Annotated in this window: 9 protein-coding genes and 1 rRNA gene; 6 read left to right on the top strand and 4 right to left on the bottom strand. The window is 69.0% G+C overall.

The genetic code is table 11. The features are described from left to right. Nucleotides 1–73: 73 nt before the first annotated feature. Both ACFZBX_RS21640 and ACFZBX_RS21635 read right to left on the bottom strand, forming a co-directional pair. Entirely contained in the window at nucleotides 74–277 is a 204-nt protein-coding gene (locus ACFZBX_RS21640; protein WP_391535392.1) for a DUF397 domain-containing protein, read from the bottom strand. Between the two features lie 20 nt (nucleotides 278–297). Then, on the bottom strand, nucleotides 298–1155 hold the full coding sequence (locus ACFZBX_RS21635; protein WP_391535391.1) for a helix-turn-helix domain-containing protein: 858 nt from the start codon (nucleotides 1153–1155) through the stop codon (nucleotides 298–300). Between the two features lie 278 nt (nucleotides 1156–1433). Here ACFZBX_RS21635 and ACFZBX_RS21630 point away from each other — a divergent pair, with 278 nt between their 5' ends. The 6 genes from ACFZBX_RS21630 to ACFZBX_RS21605 all read left to right on the top strand — a co-directional run bounded on the left by ACFZBX_RS21630 (nucleotide 1434) and on the right by ACFZBX_RS21605 (nucleotide 15037). Next, nucleotides 1434–2231 carry an ATP-binding protein gene (locus ACFZBX_RS21630; RefSeq protein ID WP_391535390.1) on the top strand — a complete coding sequence of 266 codons (798 nt, stop codon included), beginning with the start codon at nucleotides 1434–1436 and terminating at the stop codon, nucleotides 2229–2231. A gap of 276 nt (nucleotides 2232–2507) precedes the next feature. Continuing rightward, nucleotides 2508–6422 (top strand): phage resistance protein, encoded by a 3915-nt coding sequence (locus ACFZBX_RS21625; RefSeq protein WP_391535389.1) that lies wholly within the window; start codon nucleotides 2508–2510, stop codon nucleotides 6420–6422. Further along, nucleotides 6419–9304 (top strand): BREX-2 system phosphatase PglZ, encoded by a 2886-nt coding sequence (pglZ, locus tag ACFZBX_RS21620; protein ID WP_391535388.1) that lies wholly within the window; start codon nucleotides 6419–6421, stop codon nucleotides 9302–9304. The genes ACFZBX_RS21625 and pglZ overlap by 4 nt, the downstream gene beginning before the upstream one ends. A gap of 105 nt (nucleotides 9305–9409) precedes the next feature. Then, a complete protein-coding gene (gene brxD / locus ACFZBX_RS21615) occupies nucleotides 9410–10714 on the top strand; it encodes a BREX system ATP-binding protein BrxD (RefSeq protein ID WP_391535387.1) in 1305 nt (434 codons plus the stop codon). Continuing rightward, nucleotides 10714–12870 (top strand): DEAD/DEAH box helicase, encoded by a 2157-nt coding sequence (locus ACFZBX_RS21610; protein WP_391535386.1) that lies wholly within the window; start codon nucleotides 10714–10716, stop codon nucleotides 12868–12870. Before brxD ends, ACFZBX_RS21610 begins: the two co-directional genes overlap by 1 nt. A 391-nt stretch (nucleotides 12871–13261) precedes the next feature. Further along, the gene (locus tag ACFZBX_RS21605) at nucleotides 13262–15037 is read left to right on the top strand and encodes an HNH endonuclease (protein ID WP_391535385.1); all 1776 of its coding nucleotides are present in this window, start codon (nucleotides 13262–13264) and stop codon (nucleotides 15035–15037) included. A gap of 126 nt (nucleotides 15038–15163) precedes the next feature. Here ACFZBX_RS21605 and ACFZBX_RS21600 read toward each other — a convergent pair whose 3' ends face one another. Together ACFZBX_RS21600 and rrf are read right to left on the bottom strand one after the other, a co-directional pair. Beyond that, nucleotides 15164–16612 carry a glyceraldehyde-3-phosphate dehydrogenase gene (locus ACFZBX_RS21600; protein WP_391535384.1) on the bottom strand — a complete coding sequence of 483 codons (1449 nt, stop codon included), beginning with the start codon at nucleotides 16610–16612 and terminating at the stop codon, nucleotides 15164–15166. 189 nt (nucleotides 16613–16801) lie between these two features. Further along, a 5S ribosomal RNA gene (gene rrf, locus ACFZBX_RS21595) occupies nucleotides 16802–16893 on the bottom strand; the annotation flags it as partial.

The raw sequence follows: 16893 nt of genomic DNA, 5'->3' as shown, positions 1-16893 counted from the left end.
GCTTCAGCCACACAGCGCTCAACAGCCTCCGGCCGGAGATCCGGCCGGAGGCTGTTGCATAAGCAGGACCGACTCAGCAGTCGGCGGAGAACTCCCCACCCTTGATCCCGGCGACGAACGCCAACCACGCCTCAGCCGGAAAGACCAGCACCGGCCCCTCGGGATCCTTGGAATCGCGTACCGGCATCACGCTGACGAAGCCGTCAGCGACCTCGATGCAGTTTCCTTGGTTGCCGCTGAACGTGCTCTTCCGCCACACGGCGTGGCTCAGGTCCACTCCGTTCCTGTCAGCATGCATCACTCAAGTCCCTTTGCGATCTGCGTGATCAGTCGGCGCGACGGCCCAACATCAAGTGCCGCTGCCCGAAGCCGATCAAACGCCTGGTCGTAGGCGCGAACGTCGTCGTCTCGTTCGAGGTAGAGGCTACTCGTCAGCGACTCGGTGTACACCACGTCGAGATCATTCCGAACCGGGAACTCCAGGATGACGAACGATCCGAGTACTCCGGGGTGGGCGCCGGCTGCAAACGGGACCACCTGCAAGGTGACATGCGGCTCTCGCGATGTGGCGACAAGGGACTGCAACTGCCTCGCCATGATGTCCCGGCTACCGATCTGACGGTGCAGGGCTGCCTCATCCACGATGGCCCACAGCTTGAGCGGGTCTTCTCTCTGGAGCGCCGCGTTCTGTCGAGCCAGCCGTACGTCCACCAGAGCGTTGATCACGTCAGGCGAAGCGTCCGGCTGGAGCTGCCGGGTCAGCGCCCGTGCGTAGTCTGCGCTTTGGAGCAGCCCCGGAATCAGGGACGACTCGAAGTTCCGAACGGACACCGCCTCTGCTTCGAAGCTGATGAATGAGGCGTAGCGCTGAGAGATCACGTCGGAGTAAGGCTGCCACCACACCCGCCGTTTGCCCTGCCGCGCCAAAGTCGCCAGGGCCTCACGAGTCGCCGGATCGGCGACCTCATAGACGTCGAGAAGTATCTCAACCTCGTTCGCGCGCACGCCGGAGCGCCCGTTCTCCAGGCGGCTGACCTTCGACTGGTGCCATCCGAGGCGCGATGCCACATCGTCGACCTTGAGGTCGAGCCCCTCTCTGATCTTCCGGAGCTCCGAGCCCAGCATTCGGCGACGCACGGTGGGCGTTGCAGCCACGCATCTACCTCCCTCGTCTCGGTGTCACGTCCCGTCAGAGTCTGGCGTGCGACAGGGGGTTTCGTCACGTTCACACGAAAGTGCATATGCACTTTGCCTGATGCTGTTGCACATCGCAGCCACACAGAGGCATGCTACTTGGCGTAGTCAGTCACACGACACAACGTGATCACGACGGCTCGTCACCGGGCATCCCCATGCCTCCTCCCGACCGTCACCAGGGCTTTCAACCGCCCCGATCACGTCGAAGTCACCCACACTCCCGAGGGGACATCGCCATGCCCGCTGCCCTGACGATCCCGCCCGCCGCCGACGACGAGTACTCATGCTGGCTGTCGCGTCATCCGAGGTCGGGGAGCACCGCCCGCCGGCTGCTCCGGGAGTTCCTCGCGCTCCACGCCTCCGGCGAGCGCTTCCTCGACGCCGCCGAGTCCGTCCTCGCCGAGCTGGTCAACAACGCCGTGCAGCACTCGCGTACGGCGCCCGGCCGCCTCCTCCTGATCCGGTTCGAGCACAAGCCCGACCACCTGCGCCTGGAGGTGCACGACGCCGGCCGCACCCGCCCCGCCCTCCGAGCCGCTTCCCCGGACGACGAGAACGGCCGCGGGCTCCGGCTGGTTCAGGAGCTGTCCATCGACTGGGGCTGGTGCCCGCGCGAGGGCGGCATCGGCAAGGTCGTGTGGGCGGCCATCGCGCCCGAGGACCGGGACCGCCGGGTGAGCACTGGCAACCGCCCTTGTGGCCAGGGAACCGGCTGCTGCCCGCTGCGCGATCACAAAGCGCTCTACGAGAGCAGCACGCAGCCCGTGCTGGTCGAAATCGAGGGCATCTGCGCCCCCGCGACCTTCCCCCGGCTCCCAGAGGCCCTGGCCGCCCTCTGGCGTTCCCTCCAGCTCCTCCCGCTGGGCGAAGCGCAGGCCGCCACCATGCGCGATGCCCTCACCCACCCCCGCGCGGTCGGCCTCGCCGCTGAGTCGATCAGACGTGACGGCAGGCTCGACCTCTCCTTCCGGATGAACGGCCGGCTGCACAGCGCACTCATCCGCCCTGCCGAGCCGCCGCCCACCCAGGAATAAGCCCGTCCACGTCGGCGCCACGGCGAGGAAGTGCAGTTGCCCCACAGGCGACCAAGCCACCTCGCCGCCCGGCGCCACCAACCCCGTCACCCAGCCCGACCTGGTGGCACGGCGTGGCGCCGCCGTCATAGCATGGCTGATTGTCGCCGGCACGATCGCCGAGGACCTTCCGCCGCTCACCACCGCCCCGTGCGGCTGCGAACGGCCGGCAGAGCCCCACGCCGGCGACGCACCGCAGGACGACGACGATGACGACGGAACGGACGAAAGCAGACCATGGCCTCGACACCGGCCCAGCCGCCCCTTCTCCGCGATGTCATCGACATCAAGCCGTCCATCTCCACCTCCGACTTCGTCCTGAAGCTCGCCGAGGCGGTCACCGACGAGGGCGCCGCTCACGCTCTCAAGGACTACGTCCTCACCGAGCGCCTCCTCGAGAACTTCGACGAGGCGCTCGGCCTGATCAAGGCCGCCCTCGACGGGCACACCTCCAAGGCCGCCTACCTCCACGGCTCGTTCGGTTCCGGTAAGTCGCACTTCATGGCCGTCCTGCATGCACTCCTCCGCGGCAACCAGGCGGCACTCTCCCGCACCGAGTTCGACCCCACCCTCGCCAAGCACGAGTGGCTGAGCGCCGAGCGCAAGAAGTTCCTGCTCGTGCCGTACCACATGCTCGGCGCGAAGTCCCTGGAGCAGCGCGTCCTCGGCGGCTACGTCTCCCATGTCAAGGCGCTCCACCCGGATGCGCCCACCCCGCAGGTCTACCGCACGGACGCACTCTTCGAGGACGTCCAGCGTCTGCGGGCGAAGGTCGGCGACGAACAGTTCATCGCCGGCCTCGCCGGTGACAACGGTACGGACGTCGACGAGGACGACGAGTGGGGCGAGGGCTTCGCCTGGACGCCGTCCCTGCTCGACTCCGCGCTCGCGGCGGAGCAGCAGGACGCCTCCGAGACCAACCTGAACATCGTCAGCCCCACCACCCCTGCCGAGCTGCGCGCCAAGCTCGTCCATGACGCCATCGCGGGCTGGTTCCCCGGGTTCGCGCAGAACGCGAAGGAGGACGAGTTCGGCTTCATCTCCCTCGACGCCGGTCTCTCCGTCATCGCCGCCCATGCCAAGTCGCTCGGCTACGACGGCCTGATCCTCTTCATGGACGAGCTGATCCTCTGGCTCGCCAACCGCATCCACGACCAGAAGTTCGTCTCCCGCGAGGCCGACAAGATCACGAACTTCGTTGAGGGCGCCGACTCCCGCCGGGCCATCCCGGTGGTGTCGTTCATCGCCCGCCAGCGCGACCTGCGCGAGCTGGTCGGCGAGGAGGTGTCCGGTGCCGGCGAGACCGCAATCCAGGACAGCCTCAACCTCGCCTCCGGCCGGTTCGACAAGATCACTCTGGAGGACCGCAACCTTCCGCAGATCGCCCACGCGCGCCTGCTCACGCCGAAGGACGACGAGGCCCGCGAGAAGCTCGACGCAGCGTTCGCCAAGGCCAAGCGCACCGGCGGCCACCAGGTCTGGGACGTCCTGCTCGGCTCCGAGGAGGGCACCACCGGGGCGGACGAGGCCTCGTTCCGCCTCACCTACCCCTTCTCCCCGGCCTTCATGGACACCCTCGTCCACATCTCCTCTGCTCTCCAGCGCTCCCGTACCGGTCTGAAGCTGATGGGCCAGCTCCTCGCCGACCACCGGAACGACGCCCGGCTCGAGCAGCTGATTCCGCTCGGCGACCTCTACCCCGTGATCGCCGACGGCGGCGACAAGCCGTTCGTCGACAGCTTGAAGGCCGAGTTCCAGGCCGCCGACAAGCTCTACCGCACCAAACTGCGGCCCTACCTCCTCGACACCAGCGACGTCACCGAGGAGGACATCGAGCGGTACCGCAACCGCCCGGACTCCATCACCGATGCCCAACTGGCCCAGCGCTGCCGCAACTTCACCGGCGACAACCGGCTGATCTGCACCCTGCTGCTCTCTGCCCTGGCGCCCAGCGTTCCCGCCCTGCGCGACCTGACGATCCGTCGACTCGGCGCGCTCAACCACGGTTCGGTCGTCTCACCGATCCCAGGCGCCGATGTGGGTGTCATCAAGTCGAAGGTCGCCGAGTGGGCCTCCCGGTTCGCCGAGATCAAGGAGACCGGTACCCAGGTCAACCCGGGTGTCCGGCTCGAACTCGCCGGCGTGGACGTCGACTCCGTCATCGCCAACGCCAACGTCAACGACAACCCGGGCAACCGGCGCGCACTGGCCCGCCGCCTCCTCGCCGAGGAGCTGGGCGTCGAGACGCACGACGGCCGTTTCGACGCTGACGAGCTGAAGTTCGTCTGGCGCGGCTCCAACCGCTCGGTGGAGGTCGTCTTCGGCAATGTCGCCGACCGTGACGCCATGCCCGACCACGAGTTCAGCCCCGGTTACGAGAACATCTGGCGTTTCGTCGTCGACCTGCCGTTCGACGAGAGCGAGTACGGGCCGGTCGACGACGCCAACCGGATCCGCGAGCTGCGCGTGCAGTCCGGCGAGAACCGTCCGCGGACGGTCGCCTGGCTCCCCACCCACCTGTCAACCGCGCGCTTCCAGGACTTCCGCCGTCTGGTCACCATCGACTACGCGCTCAGCGACCAGCGTCGCTTCGACACCCAGTACGCCGGACATCTGAACGCCGACAACCGGGCCCGGGCCAAGGGGCTGCTGGAGGGCCAGCGGGAGTCGCTGACCAAGACCGTCAAGGCTGCCCTCAAGCAGGCGTACGGGCTGGCCGAGAAGAAGAGCTCCGACGTCGAACTCGGCTTCGACGACCACTTCGAACCGCTGCCGGACGTCCCCGACCTGCGCCCGTCCATCGGCCAGTCGCTGCACGACGCCGCCCGCCACGTGGCCGGCAAGCTGCTCGCCCACCAGTACCCGGCCCACCCCGTCTTCGACCGGGACGCCCCCGGCAGTGTCGTCAAGCCCGCGGACGCCAAGACCGTCTTCGCCCACATCCGGGCCGCCGGCGAGGCCAGCGACCGACGCGTCGAGATCCCGGCCAAGGACCGCCAGGTGATGAAGCGGATCGCCGGTGAGCTGGGCCTCGGGCAGCAGAAGGAGGCGTACTTCGAGCTCTCCACCCGCTGGCCCGACCACTTCCGCCGCGAGGCCCGCACCGAGGGCGTCACCGGCGACCTGACCGTGGTCCGTCTCACCGACTGGCTGGACCGGCCCGAGCCTATGGGCCTGGACCCGTTCCTCGCCAACCTCGTCATCGCCTCGTTCGCCGAGCTCGACGACCGGGTCTGGGTGCGGGGCGGCGGCCTGCTCGACCCAGCTCCCGAACCGACCGCGATCAAGTCGGGCGACGCCCTGCGCACCCAGCCGCTGCCCGACGAGGCGGCCTGGGAGGAGGCCGGCCGCCGCTATCAGCACATCCTCGGCACCAAGCCGCCCACCCTGCGCCGCAGCCGGATCGCCAGTCGCTTCGCCGCCGACATCGTGGCCACGGCACGCAAGTATCAGCCGCACGCCACAAGCCTCGTCCAGCAGCTCGACAGGCGTGCCGAGTTGCTCGGGCTGGACGACACGGACAGCACCGGTCGGCTTGCTCTGGCCCGGCGCTCGCTCGACCTGCTCGACGCGATAGTCGCCGCCGACAAGGGCCCGGCGGCCGGCTCCGGCGCGGCCAAGCAGGTCATCGGCGCCTTCGCCGCCTTCGACCTGGGTGCCGTGTCGGCCGAGCGCTACGGCAGGTCGATCAAGCAGGCCGAGGCCGTCGCCGCCGCGCTGGCCGGCGCCGCCTGGGACATGCTCAAGCTCGCGCCCAACTACGGCCCGGCCGGTCAGGCCGTCCTGGACGAGCTGCGCGGGATCGCCCGGGAGGTCACGACCGACCTGCCGCAGGCCCTCAAGGAGGCCCGGCGCGCCATCGTCGAGGTCATCGACCGCAGTCGGGCTGCCGCGACTCCGCCGCCCGTCGCCCCGGTGTCCCTGCCGAAGCCCACACCCGGAGCAGACGAGACGGATCTGACCACGCCGACCAGCGACCCGCGCGTGCCGACCAAGCCCGCCGAGCCCTCGGCCCGCCGCCCGCTCCGACGCTCCGGTGGCGGCCGTACCACCGCGGCCCGCGCCATCGCCGAGCTCCACGCCGACCTGGCGGAGCTGGCAGCGAGGGAACCGAACGCCACTGTCGAGATCAGTTGGAAGGTGGTCGAATGAGCACCCCGGTCACCACCAGCGCGGTCCGCCTGAACCCGGGCACCGTCACCCAGTACCTGGCCTCACAGCGCGGGCTGGCCGGCCGGCGCAAAGCCGTCCTGCTGCGTGCCGCCCCCGAATGGGCCGGCGCCGCCGAACTCGGTTGGGGCGAACGGCAGCGGGCCCGGGTCGCCGCGGCGCCCTCTCCCCTCGCTGCGTACGAGCTGGTCCTGGCCCACCTGGCTGCCGACGCGTCGGGGCCCGAGATCCTGGTCGTCCTGACCGATCGGGAGGAGTCGGAGCTGGGCCCCGACCTGCTGGCCCGGGTACACCGGCAGCGGGTCAACGCCGTCGACACCTGGGACGTGGTCCGCCAGGCCTTCGGCGCCGCCAGCGCCGACAATCGGCTGCTCAAGGACAACTGGGCCGCCGAGTCGCTCCTCGACGCCACCCCTCCGGCCGGCTGGCCACAGCTGGGCGGCGGGGTGCTGGCCCGTCCCGGCGCCCTTGCCTCCCTCGCACTGCGGCGGCTCGGCATCGGCCGCTTCGACCCCGACCGGGCGGAGCAGTCGGGCTCCCCCGGCCCCGGCCTGGATGTACCCGCCCTGTTGCGCTGGTCGCTGACGCCCGGCGGGCCCGACCGCTTCCTTGCCCTGCGCGCGCCGGAGCGGGCCGGGCTGGCCTCGTTCCTGGCCGAGGAGGATCAGGCCGGCCTCACCGGTAAGGCTCTACTGGCCCTGGTCGCCGCCGAACACGGCCCGGACGCGGTCGCGTTCGGCCTGGTCTGCGCGGCCCTGTGGGTGCACGCGGACGCAGCGTCGGCGACAGCCCAGGACTACCGGGCGCGCGGACGCGCCGAGCGCTGGTTCGGCGAGGAGCCGCCGGCCCAGGGTGAGGCCCTGGACGCGCTGGCAACGGCGTTCGGGCGCAGCTGTGAGGAGTTCGTCTCCGTCCTCCTGCTGATCGGCCGATCGGGGTCCGACGACGAAGCAGCCGACGCCCGAAAGATGACCGGGGCCGTCCTGAACCGGGCCGAATCCCTGGTGGATCAGTTCGGCGCGCGCCTCGCGGCCGAGGCCAGTCCGGTGCTGGCGACAGGCCTCGACGCCCGGTTCGCCGCTGTCGGCAGGGCCCTCGACGGCGGTAACCTGTCGAAGGTTGCAGAGGCGGTGCTGGCGGTGGGCGAGCATCGGCTCACTCTCGGCCAGTCCTCCCGGGTCAGAGCCGAGCGAGCACGCATGGCACAGCGGCTGGCCCAGTGGCTGGCCACCGATCCGTCCACCGAAGTCCCGAACATGGCGGACGGCATCACCAACCACGCCAACCAGACCGGCTGGGTCGACCTGGCGCTGGAGCACATCGAGGCCGGCGGCGACACCGACGAGGTGCTTGCGTCCTCCTACAACCGGCTCTGTTCCTCGGTCCGTACCAAGCGGCGGGAGATCGACCGATGCTTCGCGCAGACACTGGCGACCTGGACGGCAGCCGGGCCGGACCCGAAGACGGCCATGCTGACGGTGGAGACCTTTCTGCAGAAAGTCGTCGCTCCCGTGGTGAAGGCCGGCGAGCGCCGCGTGCTGCTCGTGGTCGTGGACGGGATGAGCGCCGCCATAGCTTCCGAACTCGGTACCGAACTCCGCCAGCAGTGGGCCGAGTACGATCCGACACCCCGGGCCACCGGAAGCACGGCCTCCTCGGACGTGCCGCGCCCTCCGGAGCGCCGAGCCATCGCCGCCGCCCTGCCGACCGTGACCGCCGTCTCCCGGACGTCCCTCTTCGCCGCACGCCTGATGACAGGCACCCAGGCCGATGAGAGCCGGATCGTCCCCACCCATCGGTTCTGGGGCAGCGAGAAGGTGGCGGTCTTCCACAAGGACGACCTGCGCAGCGAGACCGGCGGCGCGGTCTTCGGCTCTGAGCTCTCCGAAGCGCTGGCCGGCGACACTCACGTCGCAGTCGTACTGAACACCGTCGACGACCGGCTCGCCAAGGAGCAGAAGCACGGCGACGGATCCTGGCGGCTGTCCCAGATAGGGGGTCTGCAGGATCTCCTACGAGTCGCCGCTGCCCAGGGCCGTGCGGTCATTCTGACCAGCGACCACGGACACGTCGTCGACCGCGGTGGTGTGAAGGTGGATCGGGACACCCCGCTCTCGGCCCGACACCGGGCCCCTGGCGGGGCGCTCGGTGACACCGAGATCACGCTCTCGGGACCGCGCGTCGTCTCCCCGCAGACCGGCAACGAGATCGTCGCCCTGTGGGACTCCGACTCCCGGTACACGGCCCTCAAGGCGGGGTACCACGGTGGAGCCTCGCTGGCAGAGGTCGCCATCCCTCTGCTCGCCCTCCTGCCGTTCGGGGCCACCCCGCCGAAGGGCTGGCGCGAACTCGGCAGCCCCGAGCCCTCTTGGTGGTCCCTCACCCCTGGCGTTCCCACCCCCGAGCCGATCCCGGTGACTGTCCCGAAGAAGCCCGCCAAGGCGACTCGACCGTCCAAGCCGGTGGCACCGGGCCACGAGGCTCTCTTCGAGGTCGCGATCGAGCCCGCCGTGGACGACGGCGACGCGTTGCTGACTCCGAAGCTGCTCTCTCCCCAGGACGCCATGGTCGGCAAGCTGCTGAGCTCCCAGACCTTCCGGGACCAGGTCGATCTCCTCGCTCGCAAACCCGATCTGGTCAAGGTCGAGAAGGCTCTGCGGGCGCTGCTGGACGCAGGCGGCACGCTGCCCGTGACCGCCCTGGCTCAGCGGATCGGCGAGCTCGCCGTCCGCGCCGACGGTTTCGCCGCCGTGCTGCGGCAATTGCTCAACTACGACAGCATCCAAGTGCTCGAGACCCTTCCGGACGGCCGCACCCTTCGGCTCGACACGGATCTCCTGTGCATCCAGTTCGACCTGCGCTGAACCGGCGCCGGGGCCCGATCGGTCCCGGCGCCCGGACAACAGTGATCACACCCGCCCGGTGAATGGGAGACTTTCCGCGTGAGTGCCGAAGGAACCTCCCGGTCCGTGACCGTCAGTGCCGCCCGCCGACGCGACGTCATCGACGCGCTGCGCCGCGGTGCGGTGCCCGAGAACGGGCTCGATCTGCTGGCCACGGGGCTGGGACGGTTCGAGTCCGCGCTCGACGCCGAGCTGGATGCCGTCGTCTCCGGCGCGTCGGTTTTCAAGGCCGTCCGCGGTGAGTACGGGTCCGGCAAAACGTTCTTCACCCGGTGGCTCAGCGAGCGCGCCAAACGCCGGAACTTCGCCGTCGCCGAGATCCAGATCTCCGAGACCGAGACCCCGCTCCACAAGCTGGAGACGGTCTACCGCCGGCTGACGGAACGGCTGGGCACCTCCAGTTTCCCGCCGAGCGCGCTGCGCCCGGTGGTGGACAGCTGGTTCTACGCGCTCGAGGAGGACGCCCTCGCAGCCGGCTGCTCCGAGGAGCAGCTCCCCGAGGAGGTGGAGCGGCTGCTGGCCGCCCGGCTGAGCGAGGTGTCCCGGCACGCTCCCTCGTTCGCCGCCGCCCTGCGCGGCTACCGGGCCGCCCTCACATCCGGCGACGAGACCACGGCCGCGGCCGTACTCGCCTGGCTGGGCGGGCAGCCGAACGTCGCCGCCGCCGCGCGCCGGTCCGCCGGGGTTCGTGGCGACCTCGACCACTTCGGGGCGCTCGGGTTCCTCCAGGGTCTGCTCACCGTGCTCCGGGACTCCGGCCATGCGGGGCTGTTCCTCGTCCTCGACGAGGTCGAGACCCTCCAGCGGGTCCGGTCCGATGCCCGCGACAAGGCACTCAACGCGCTGCGCCAGCTGATCGACGAGGTTCACTCGGGCCGCTTCCCCGGCCTCTACCTGGTGATCACCGGCACGCCGGCGTTCTACGACGGCCAGCAGGGTGTCCAGCGCCTCGCCCCGCTCGCCCAGCGCCTCGCCACCGACTTCACCACCGACCCACGGTTCGACAACCCGCGTGCCGTCCAGCTCCGCCTCCCTGGGTTCACCCGTGACTCCCTCATCGGGCTCGGGTCGACGATCCGCGACCTCTACGCCGACGGCGCCGGCTCCTCCGGCCGGATCAGATCGCTGGCCGACGACGCCTACATCGCCGACCTGGCGGACGCCGTCGGCGGTGCGCTCGGTGGAAAGGTAGGCGTAGCGCCGAGGCTCTTCCTGAAGAAGCTGGTCGGGGACGTGCTGGACCGAATCGACCAGTTCGACGAGTTCGACCCCCGGCAGCACTACCGGTTGACGGTCTCGGACCAGGAACTCACTGCCACGGAGCGGAACCTCGCCGCCGGCTCGGCAGACGATATCGACCTGGACCTCTGATGGTCGACTCCGCGAGCACCTCCCAGGGCGACGCCGGCGCCGCCGACCCGCTCGACCGGCTCGACCCGGTGGTCCTGCACCACATCGTCAACACCCTGGGGTGGCCCGATCTCCGACCGCTCCAGCGGGCCTCGATCAGCCCTCTGATGGACGGCGAGGACGCTGTCCTACTGGCCCCGACAGCCGGTGGCAAGACCGAAGCCGCCTGCTTTCCGATGCTCTCCGCGATGGCGGAGCAGCGCTGGACGGGCGTCTCGGTGTTGTACCTGTGCCCGCTCAAGGCCCTGCTCAACAACCTCGTCACCCGCGTCGACTCCTATGCCCAGTGGATCGGACGACGAGCCGCGCTGTGGCACGGCGACACCACGGAGTCGCAGCGACGGCGGATCCGGACCGATCCTCCGGACATCCTCCTCACAACCCCTGAATCGCTCGAGGCGATGCTCATCGGGATCAAGACCGATCATTCCCAGCTGCTCTCAAACGTTCGCGCGGTCGTGGTGGACGAGGTGCACGCCTTCGCGGGAGACGACCGCGGATGGCACCTGCTTGCCGTCCTGGAGAGGCTGCAGCGCGTCAGCGGCCGTCCCATCCAACGCATCGGTCTCTCCGCGACGGTCGGTAATCCGCAGCAGCTGCTCAGCTGGCTACAAGGCTCGAATGCCAACACCCGCGCCAGCCGCGTCGTAGCACCCGACGTCACCACGCTCCCCCCGGGTACCCGGCCTGCCGGCGAGGTCGAGCTCGATTACGTCGGTTCGCTGGAGAACGCCGCGAAGCTGATCGCCTCTCTCCACCGCGGCGAGAAGCGCCTGGTCTTCTGTGACTCCCGTCGGCAGGTGGAACAACTCGGAGCCGCACTCCGAGCCCGCGAAGTCACGACCTTCCTCTCCCACGCCTCACTGTCCGCCGAGGAACGGGCCCGCTCCGAGCAGGCCTTCGCCGAGGCGCGCGACTGCGTCATCGTCTCCACCTCCACCCTTGAACTCGGCATCGACGTCGGCGACCTCGACCGTGTCATCCAGATCGACGCGCCTCGGACCGTCGCCTCGTTCCTCCAGCGCATCGGACGCACCGGCCGGCGCGCCGGTAGCGTGCGCAACTGTCTGTTCCTGGCGACGGAGAGCGAGACCCTGCTTCAGGCCGCCGGCCTCCTGCTCCTGTGGGGGCACGGCTGGGTCGAGGCCGTCACCCCACCGCCCGAGCCCCGACACCTCGTCGCCCAGCAGATCCTCGCCGTGACATTGCAGGAACACTCCCTCGGGAACCACCTCTGGAATCTGGAGTGGAACGGGCTCGCGCCCTTCGACCGCTCGGGCGAGCCGATCATCCGCCATCTGGTCGGTGAAGGTTTTCTCGATGACGACAACGGCCTGCTCTTCATCGGTCCGGAGGCGGAACAGCGCTTCGGTCGCCGTCACTTCATCGAACTGACCGCCTCGTTCACGGCCCCGCCCCAGTTCACCGTCCTGTCGGGACGCACGGAGATCGGCCAAACCGACCCCTCGGTCCTCACCGAGGAGCGACCCGGTCCTCGCCGACTCCTGCTCGGCGGGCGCAGCTGGCAGGTCACCTTCATCGACTGGTCCAGACGTCGGGCTTTTGTGGAGCCCACCGACGGCGGCGGCATAGCCAAGTGGTCCGGCAGCGGCATCGCGGGCCTCTCGTACGACCTGACCCGGTCGATGCGTGAGGTACTACTGGGAGAGAATCCTCCGGTGGCCCTCACACGACGGGCTCAGGCCCGACTCCAGGAGATACGCGAGGGCGAGGCACCCGACAGTGCGCACCCTGCCGGCAATCTGGTCACCCGCTTCGGGAACGACGTGCGCTGGTGGACATGGGCAGGGTTCCGGGCGAACTCGACGCTCGCAGCAACCCTGTCGTCGATCGCCGACCCAGTGCAGCGCCCGACCGACCGCTACGTGCGGCTCCGGGAGGATCTGACCGCGGAGATGTGGCACCGGGCCCGCGCGGGCGCAGGGGACGGTCTGGTGTTCCCGGATGTGGACAGGCGAGCCGTCAAGGGTCTGAAGTTCTCGGCTGCCCTGCCGGAGCGGCTCGCCGTCGCCACGGTCGCGGCACGTCTGGCGGACTTCGCGGGAGCAGCCGCCGCACTGGCTGAGCCCACGCGCATACACGTCGCGCGTTCCTGAGCCGGATCACGCCTGCCGTTGCCTGGCCGCTTGCCTGCGCTACTGGCCTCTGTGGCGTCGAGGTCCGGCTCGAGTACTGGTTGTGGCTCAGCACGGGTGCCTCTTCATGGGGACCGTCGAGGAAAGCTCATCGACTGCCTCCACTTGAGCCGGCCCTGCTTCGGGCGCCGATGCGGCGGGCCAGTTGCTCGCCCGGGAGGTCAAACTGCCCGAGCAGCTGATGGCGGTGGCATGGCGGCCGCCGAGGTGCACGGGCGGAAGCACGTCCGCTAACTCGCCAGCGAGAGCAAGACCGGCGATAAGCGGCGTCTGAAGATGATCAGCAGACCTTCGTCCCGGACCCACTCAAGCACCCGGTCGCCTTGTCAGATGCTCATACTATTCTCGCCACATGAGTCTTGCGGATATCTCCCGTCCGGCGGTGCTGGCTGCTGCTTCCGACTCCGAGCAGGTGGGAAGCAACGGCTTCCGCAGACTTCACGACCTCGAACACAGCGCACAGTACGACCTGGTGCTGAACGGACACCGCCACGACGCGCAGGCCGTGGTGGCCGCCGCGCACCGGTACGCCACCGGGGATCCGCTGCTCCCGGAGGGGCCCGCCATGGATGCGCAGGCGGTGATCGCCTGCCTGCGTGCACTGGGCTTCACCGTGGAGGCTCGACAGGCGGTTCCTGACACCCCGGGGCCTGGCCAGGCGCAGGTGGTTCTGCAAGCACAAGGCGGCGCGCACGGGGCGAAGAACTTCACCAAGTCCGTACGCAAGGGAGTCCCGCTCACCGAACTCCGGTCGGTGCTCGGCGCAGACGCCGACACCTTCGAAGCGCTGTTCCCCGACGGGATCGCGCGCCTCTGGGGCTCCACAACTCCCCGCCGGACCAACGACGAGAAGGCCAAGGCCATCCGCAACCGTCGTGTGGGCGACGATCTCCTCTTCTACACCAGGTACAACTTCATCGGCCGGGCGCGGATCATCCACCTCCTCGACAACCCCGCTCTCGCCGAGGCCGTCTGGGGCGCCGACGAACAGGGGGCGCCCTGGCAGCACATCATGCTGCTCGCGGACGTCGAGGAGTTCGAGGCTCCGGTTCCGGCCGAAGAAGTGCTGGCCTCACTCGACGCGCGGTACCCGCTGTGGAGCCTCACCCTGCGGTCTGCCAAGCAGTACGAGCGCGTGGCCCACATGCTGCCACCCAGGTCTTCCTCAGCGATCGCCGGCCTTTCGTGCGCGCCGCCCTCTTCTCCCTCCCTCCTCGAGCGCGATCTGCTTCAGCAGCTCGGCACGCTCAGGACCAACTACCAGGGCAGCTCCCCCAGCCGCCACCAACCACTGGCCCTCGCCTGGACGATTGCACGGATCGCCGCCGGCGAGCCCCGCCTGGCTCCGTGGACCCTTTTCCGGTCCGAGGTCGGCAAGCTGCTGGCCGAGTTCGGGCTCCCCGGTTCCAAGGTCACTCCCGAGTACCCGTTCTGGCACCTCAGGGCGAGCCCGCTCTGGGAGGTGCACGGTATACCCGAGAACCCCGGACCGATGCCCCAGGTCAGCGTCTTCAACACGATCCAGCCACTCGCCGGCGTGGCCCATGACGCTGCCGTACTGCTCAGAGAGCCCGTGACACGTCTCAAGGCTCTCGTCGAACTGCGCAATCGCTACTTCAGCGGCGTCGATTTTCATACCCTGCTCGACCGCCTGGGGTTGTCTGGTTACACCACCGCGGACGGTCTGTTGGGGCCACCCGAGCAAGGGTCCCCGCAGGACGTTCCCGAGGTGAAGCGTGCCACCGGCGCGGCCGGGCGAAGGAATACGAACTCCTCCCGGATCGTCCGGGACGAGGCGCTGGCGGCAGGGGTCAAGAAGATCCACCACCACCGGTGCCAGATATGCGGGATCCAACTGCAGTACCGAGGCAATCCCTACAACCAGGCAGCCCACATCCGCGGGCTCGGGAAGCCGCACGATGGCCCCGACGAACTTCACAACCTGCTGTGTCTCTGTCCCAACCATCACGTGCTCTTCGACGGCCTGGAGATCTACGTCGACGAGGACGGCGTGGTGAGGGAGTCCCGAACCAACGAATCGATAGGTCCGCTCAACCGTCATCCCGACCACCCCGTCGACCAGGAGTATCTCCGCTACCATCGGACGCTCTGCACACTCAACAGCTGAGCACAGACGGACTCCATCCTCTGCAGGGCTCGTCCTTGTCGGGGTCCCTCGTGCCGTGGGGCGGCAACCGGTAATCGGTTGCCGCCCCACAGGCGTGTGACGTGCTGGCGTACGGCGTTCCGCGGATCAGACCGCCGCGATCGGGTACGTCGGGTACTCGACGCCCGAGACGTGCTGGACGACCCGGATGACCTGGCAGGAGTAGCCGAACTCGTTGTCGTACCACAGGTAGAGGATGGCGTTGTCGCCCTCGACCTTGGTGGCGCCGGCGTCGACGATCGACGCGTGGCGGGAGCCGATGAAGTCGTTCGACACCGCGTCGGGGGCGGTGGTGAAGTCGATCTGGCGCTTCAGCGACGAGGTCAGCGACACGTTGCGGAGGTAGTCGAGGACCTCCTCGCGGGTGGTCTCGCGGGCCAGCTGGAGGTTCAGGATGGCGATCGAGACGTCCGGCACGGGCACCCGGATGGAGCTGCCGGTGATCTTCGCCTTGAGGTCCGGCAGGGCCTTGGCGACGGCCGAGGCGGCACCGGTCTCGGTGATCACCATGTTCAGCGGTGCCGAGCGGCCGCGGCGGTCGGCCTTGTGGTAGTTGTCCAGCAGGTTCTGGTCGTTGGTGAACGAGTGGACGGTCTCCACGTGGCCGCGGAGCACGCCGTACTCGTCCTCCATCGCCTTCAGCGGCGGGACGATCGCGTTGGTGGTGCAGGAGGCACAGGAGATGACCTGCTCGTCCGGCTTGATGGTGTCGTGGTTGACGCCGTGCACGATGTTGGGCACGTCGCCCTTGCCCGGGGCCGTCAGGACGACCTTCTCGATGCCGGGGCGGAGGTGCTTCGAGAGGCCCTCGCGGTCCCGCCACTTGCCCGTGTTGTCGATGAGGATGGCATCCCGGATGCCGTACGCCGTGTAGTCGACCTCGGACGGGTCGTTGGCGTAGATCACCTTGATCTCGGTGCCGTTGGCGACGATGGTGCTGTTCGCCTCGTCGACGGTGATGGTGCCCTGGAACTGGCCGTGGATGGAGTCACGACGCAGCAGCGAGGCACGCTTCACGATGTCCTGGTCGCCACCGCCACGGACGACGATGGCACGCAGGCGCAGGCCGTTGCCGGAGCCGGCCTTCTCGATCAGCAGACGGGCGACCAGGCGGCCGATCCGGCCGAAGCCGTAGAGGACGACGTCACGCGGCGACTCGCGGCGCTCGATCTTGTTGGCACCCGTGGCGCCGGCGACGGCCTCGGCGGTGAACTGCTCCACCGAGAGGCCGCGGCTGTCGGCGCGGTAGGTGGCGGCGAGCATGCCGAGGTCGATCTGGGAGGGGCCGAGATCCAGCGTGGTCAGCGCCTGAAGGAACGGCAGCGTCTCGGTGACCGAGAGCTCCTCACCGGCGATCTGGCGGGCGAACCGGTGGGTCTTCAGGATGCTGACCACCGACTTGTTCACCAGGGAACGGCTGTACAGCAGGACGGTAACGTCCCGCTCCCGGTGCAGTCGGCCGATGATCGGGATCATCGACTCCGCGATCTCCTCGCGGTTCTTCCAGTCCGTGAACACGTCGTCGTTGACAGTCACAAGTCCATCTTTCGAGCTAGGAGGGTATTCACATGCTAACTGGGCCCCACCCCCCGAACCGAAGCGGTCCCGCCCTATCGCGCATGACAAGAATCACACGCGATCCCCCCCTGTCTGCCTGTCAGAACAAGGTGGGACAAAGCAAACAGGCCTCCATCCGAAGGGATGGGGGCCTGTTTGTGAATGATTGTTCGGCGGCGTCCTACTCTCCCACAGGGTCCCCCCTGCAGTACCATCGGCGCTGTGAGGCTTAGCTTCCGGGTTCGGAATGTAACCGGGCG

Origin of the sequence: Kitasatospora sp. NPDC008115 (assembly GCF_042957205.1) — a bacterium.
Lineage (GTDB): Bacteria > Actinomycetota > Actinomycetes > Streptomycetales > Streptomycetaceae > Kitasatospora.
This window is presented reverse-complemented; position numbering and strand designations above follow the sequence as displayed.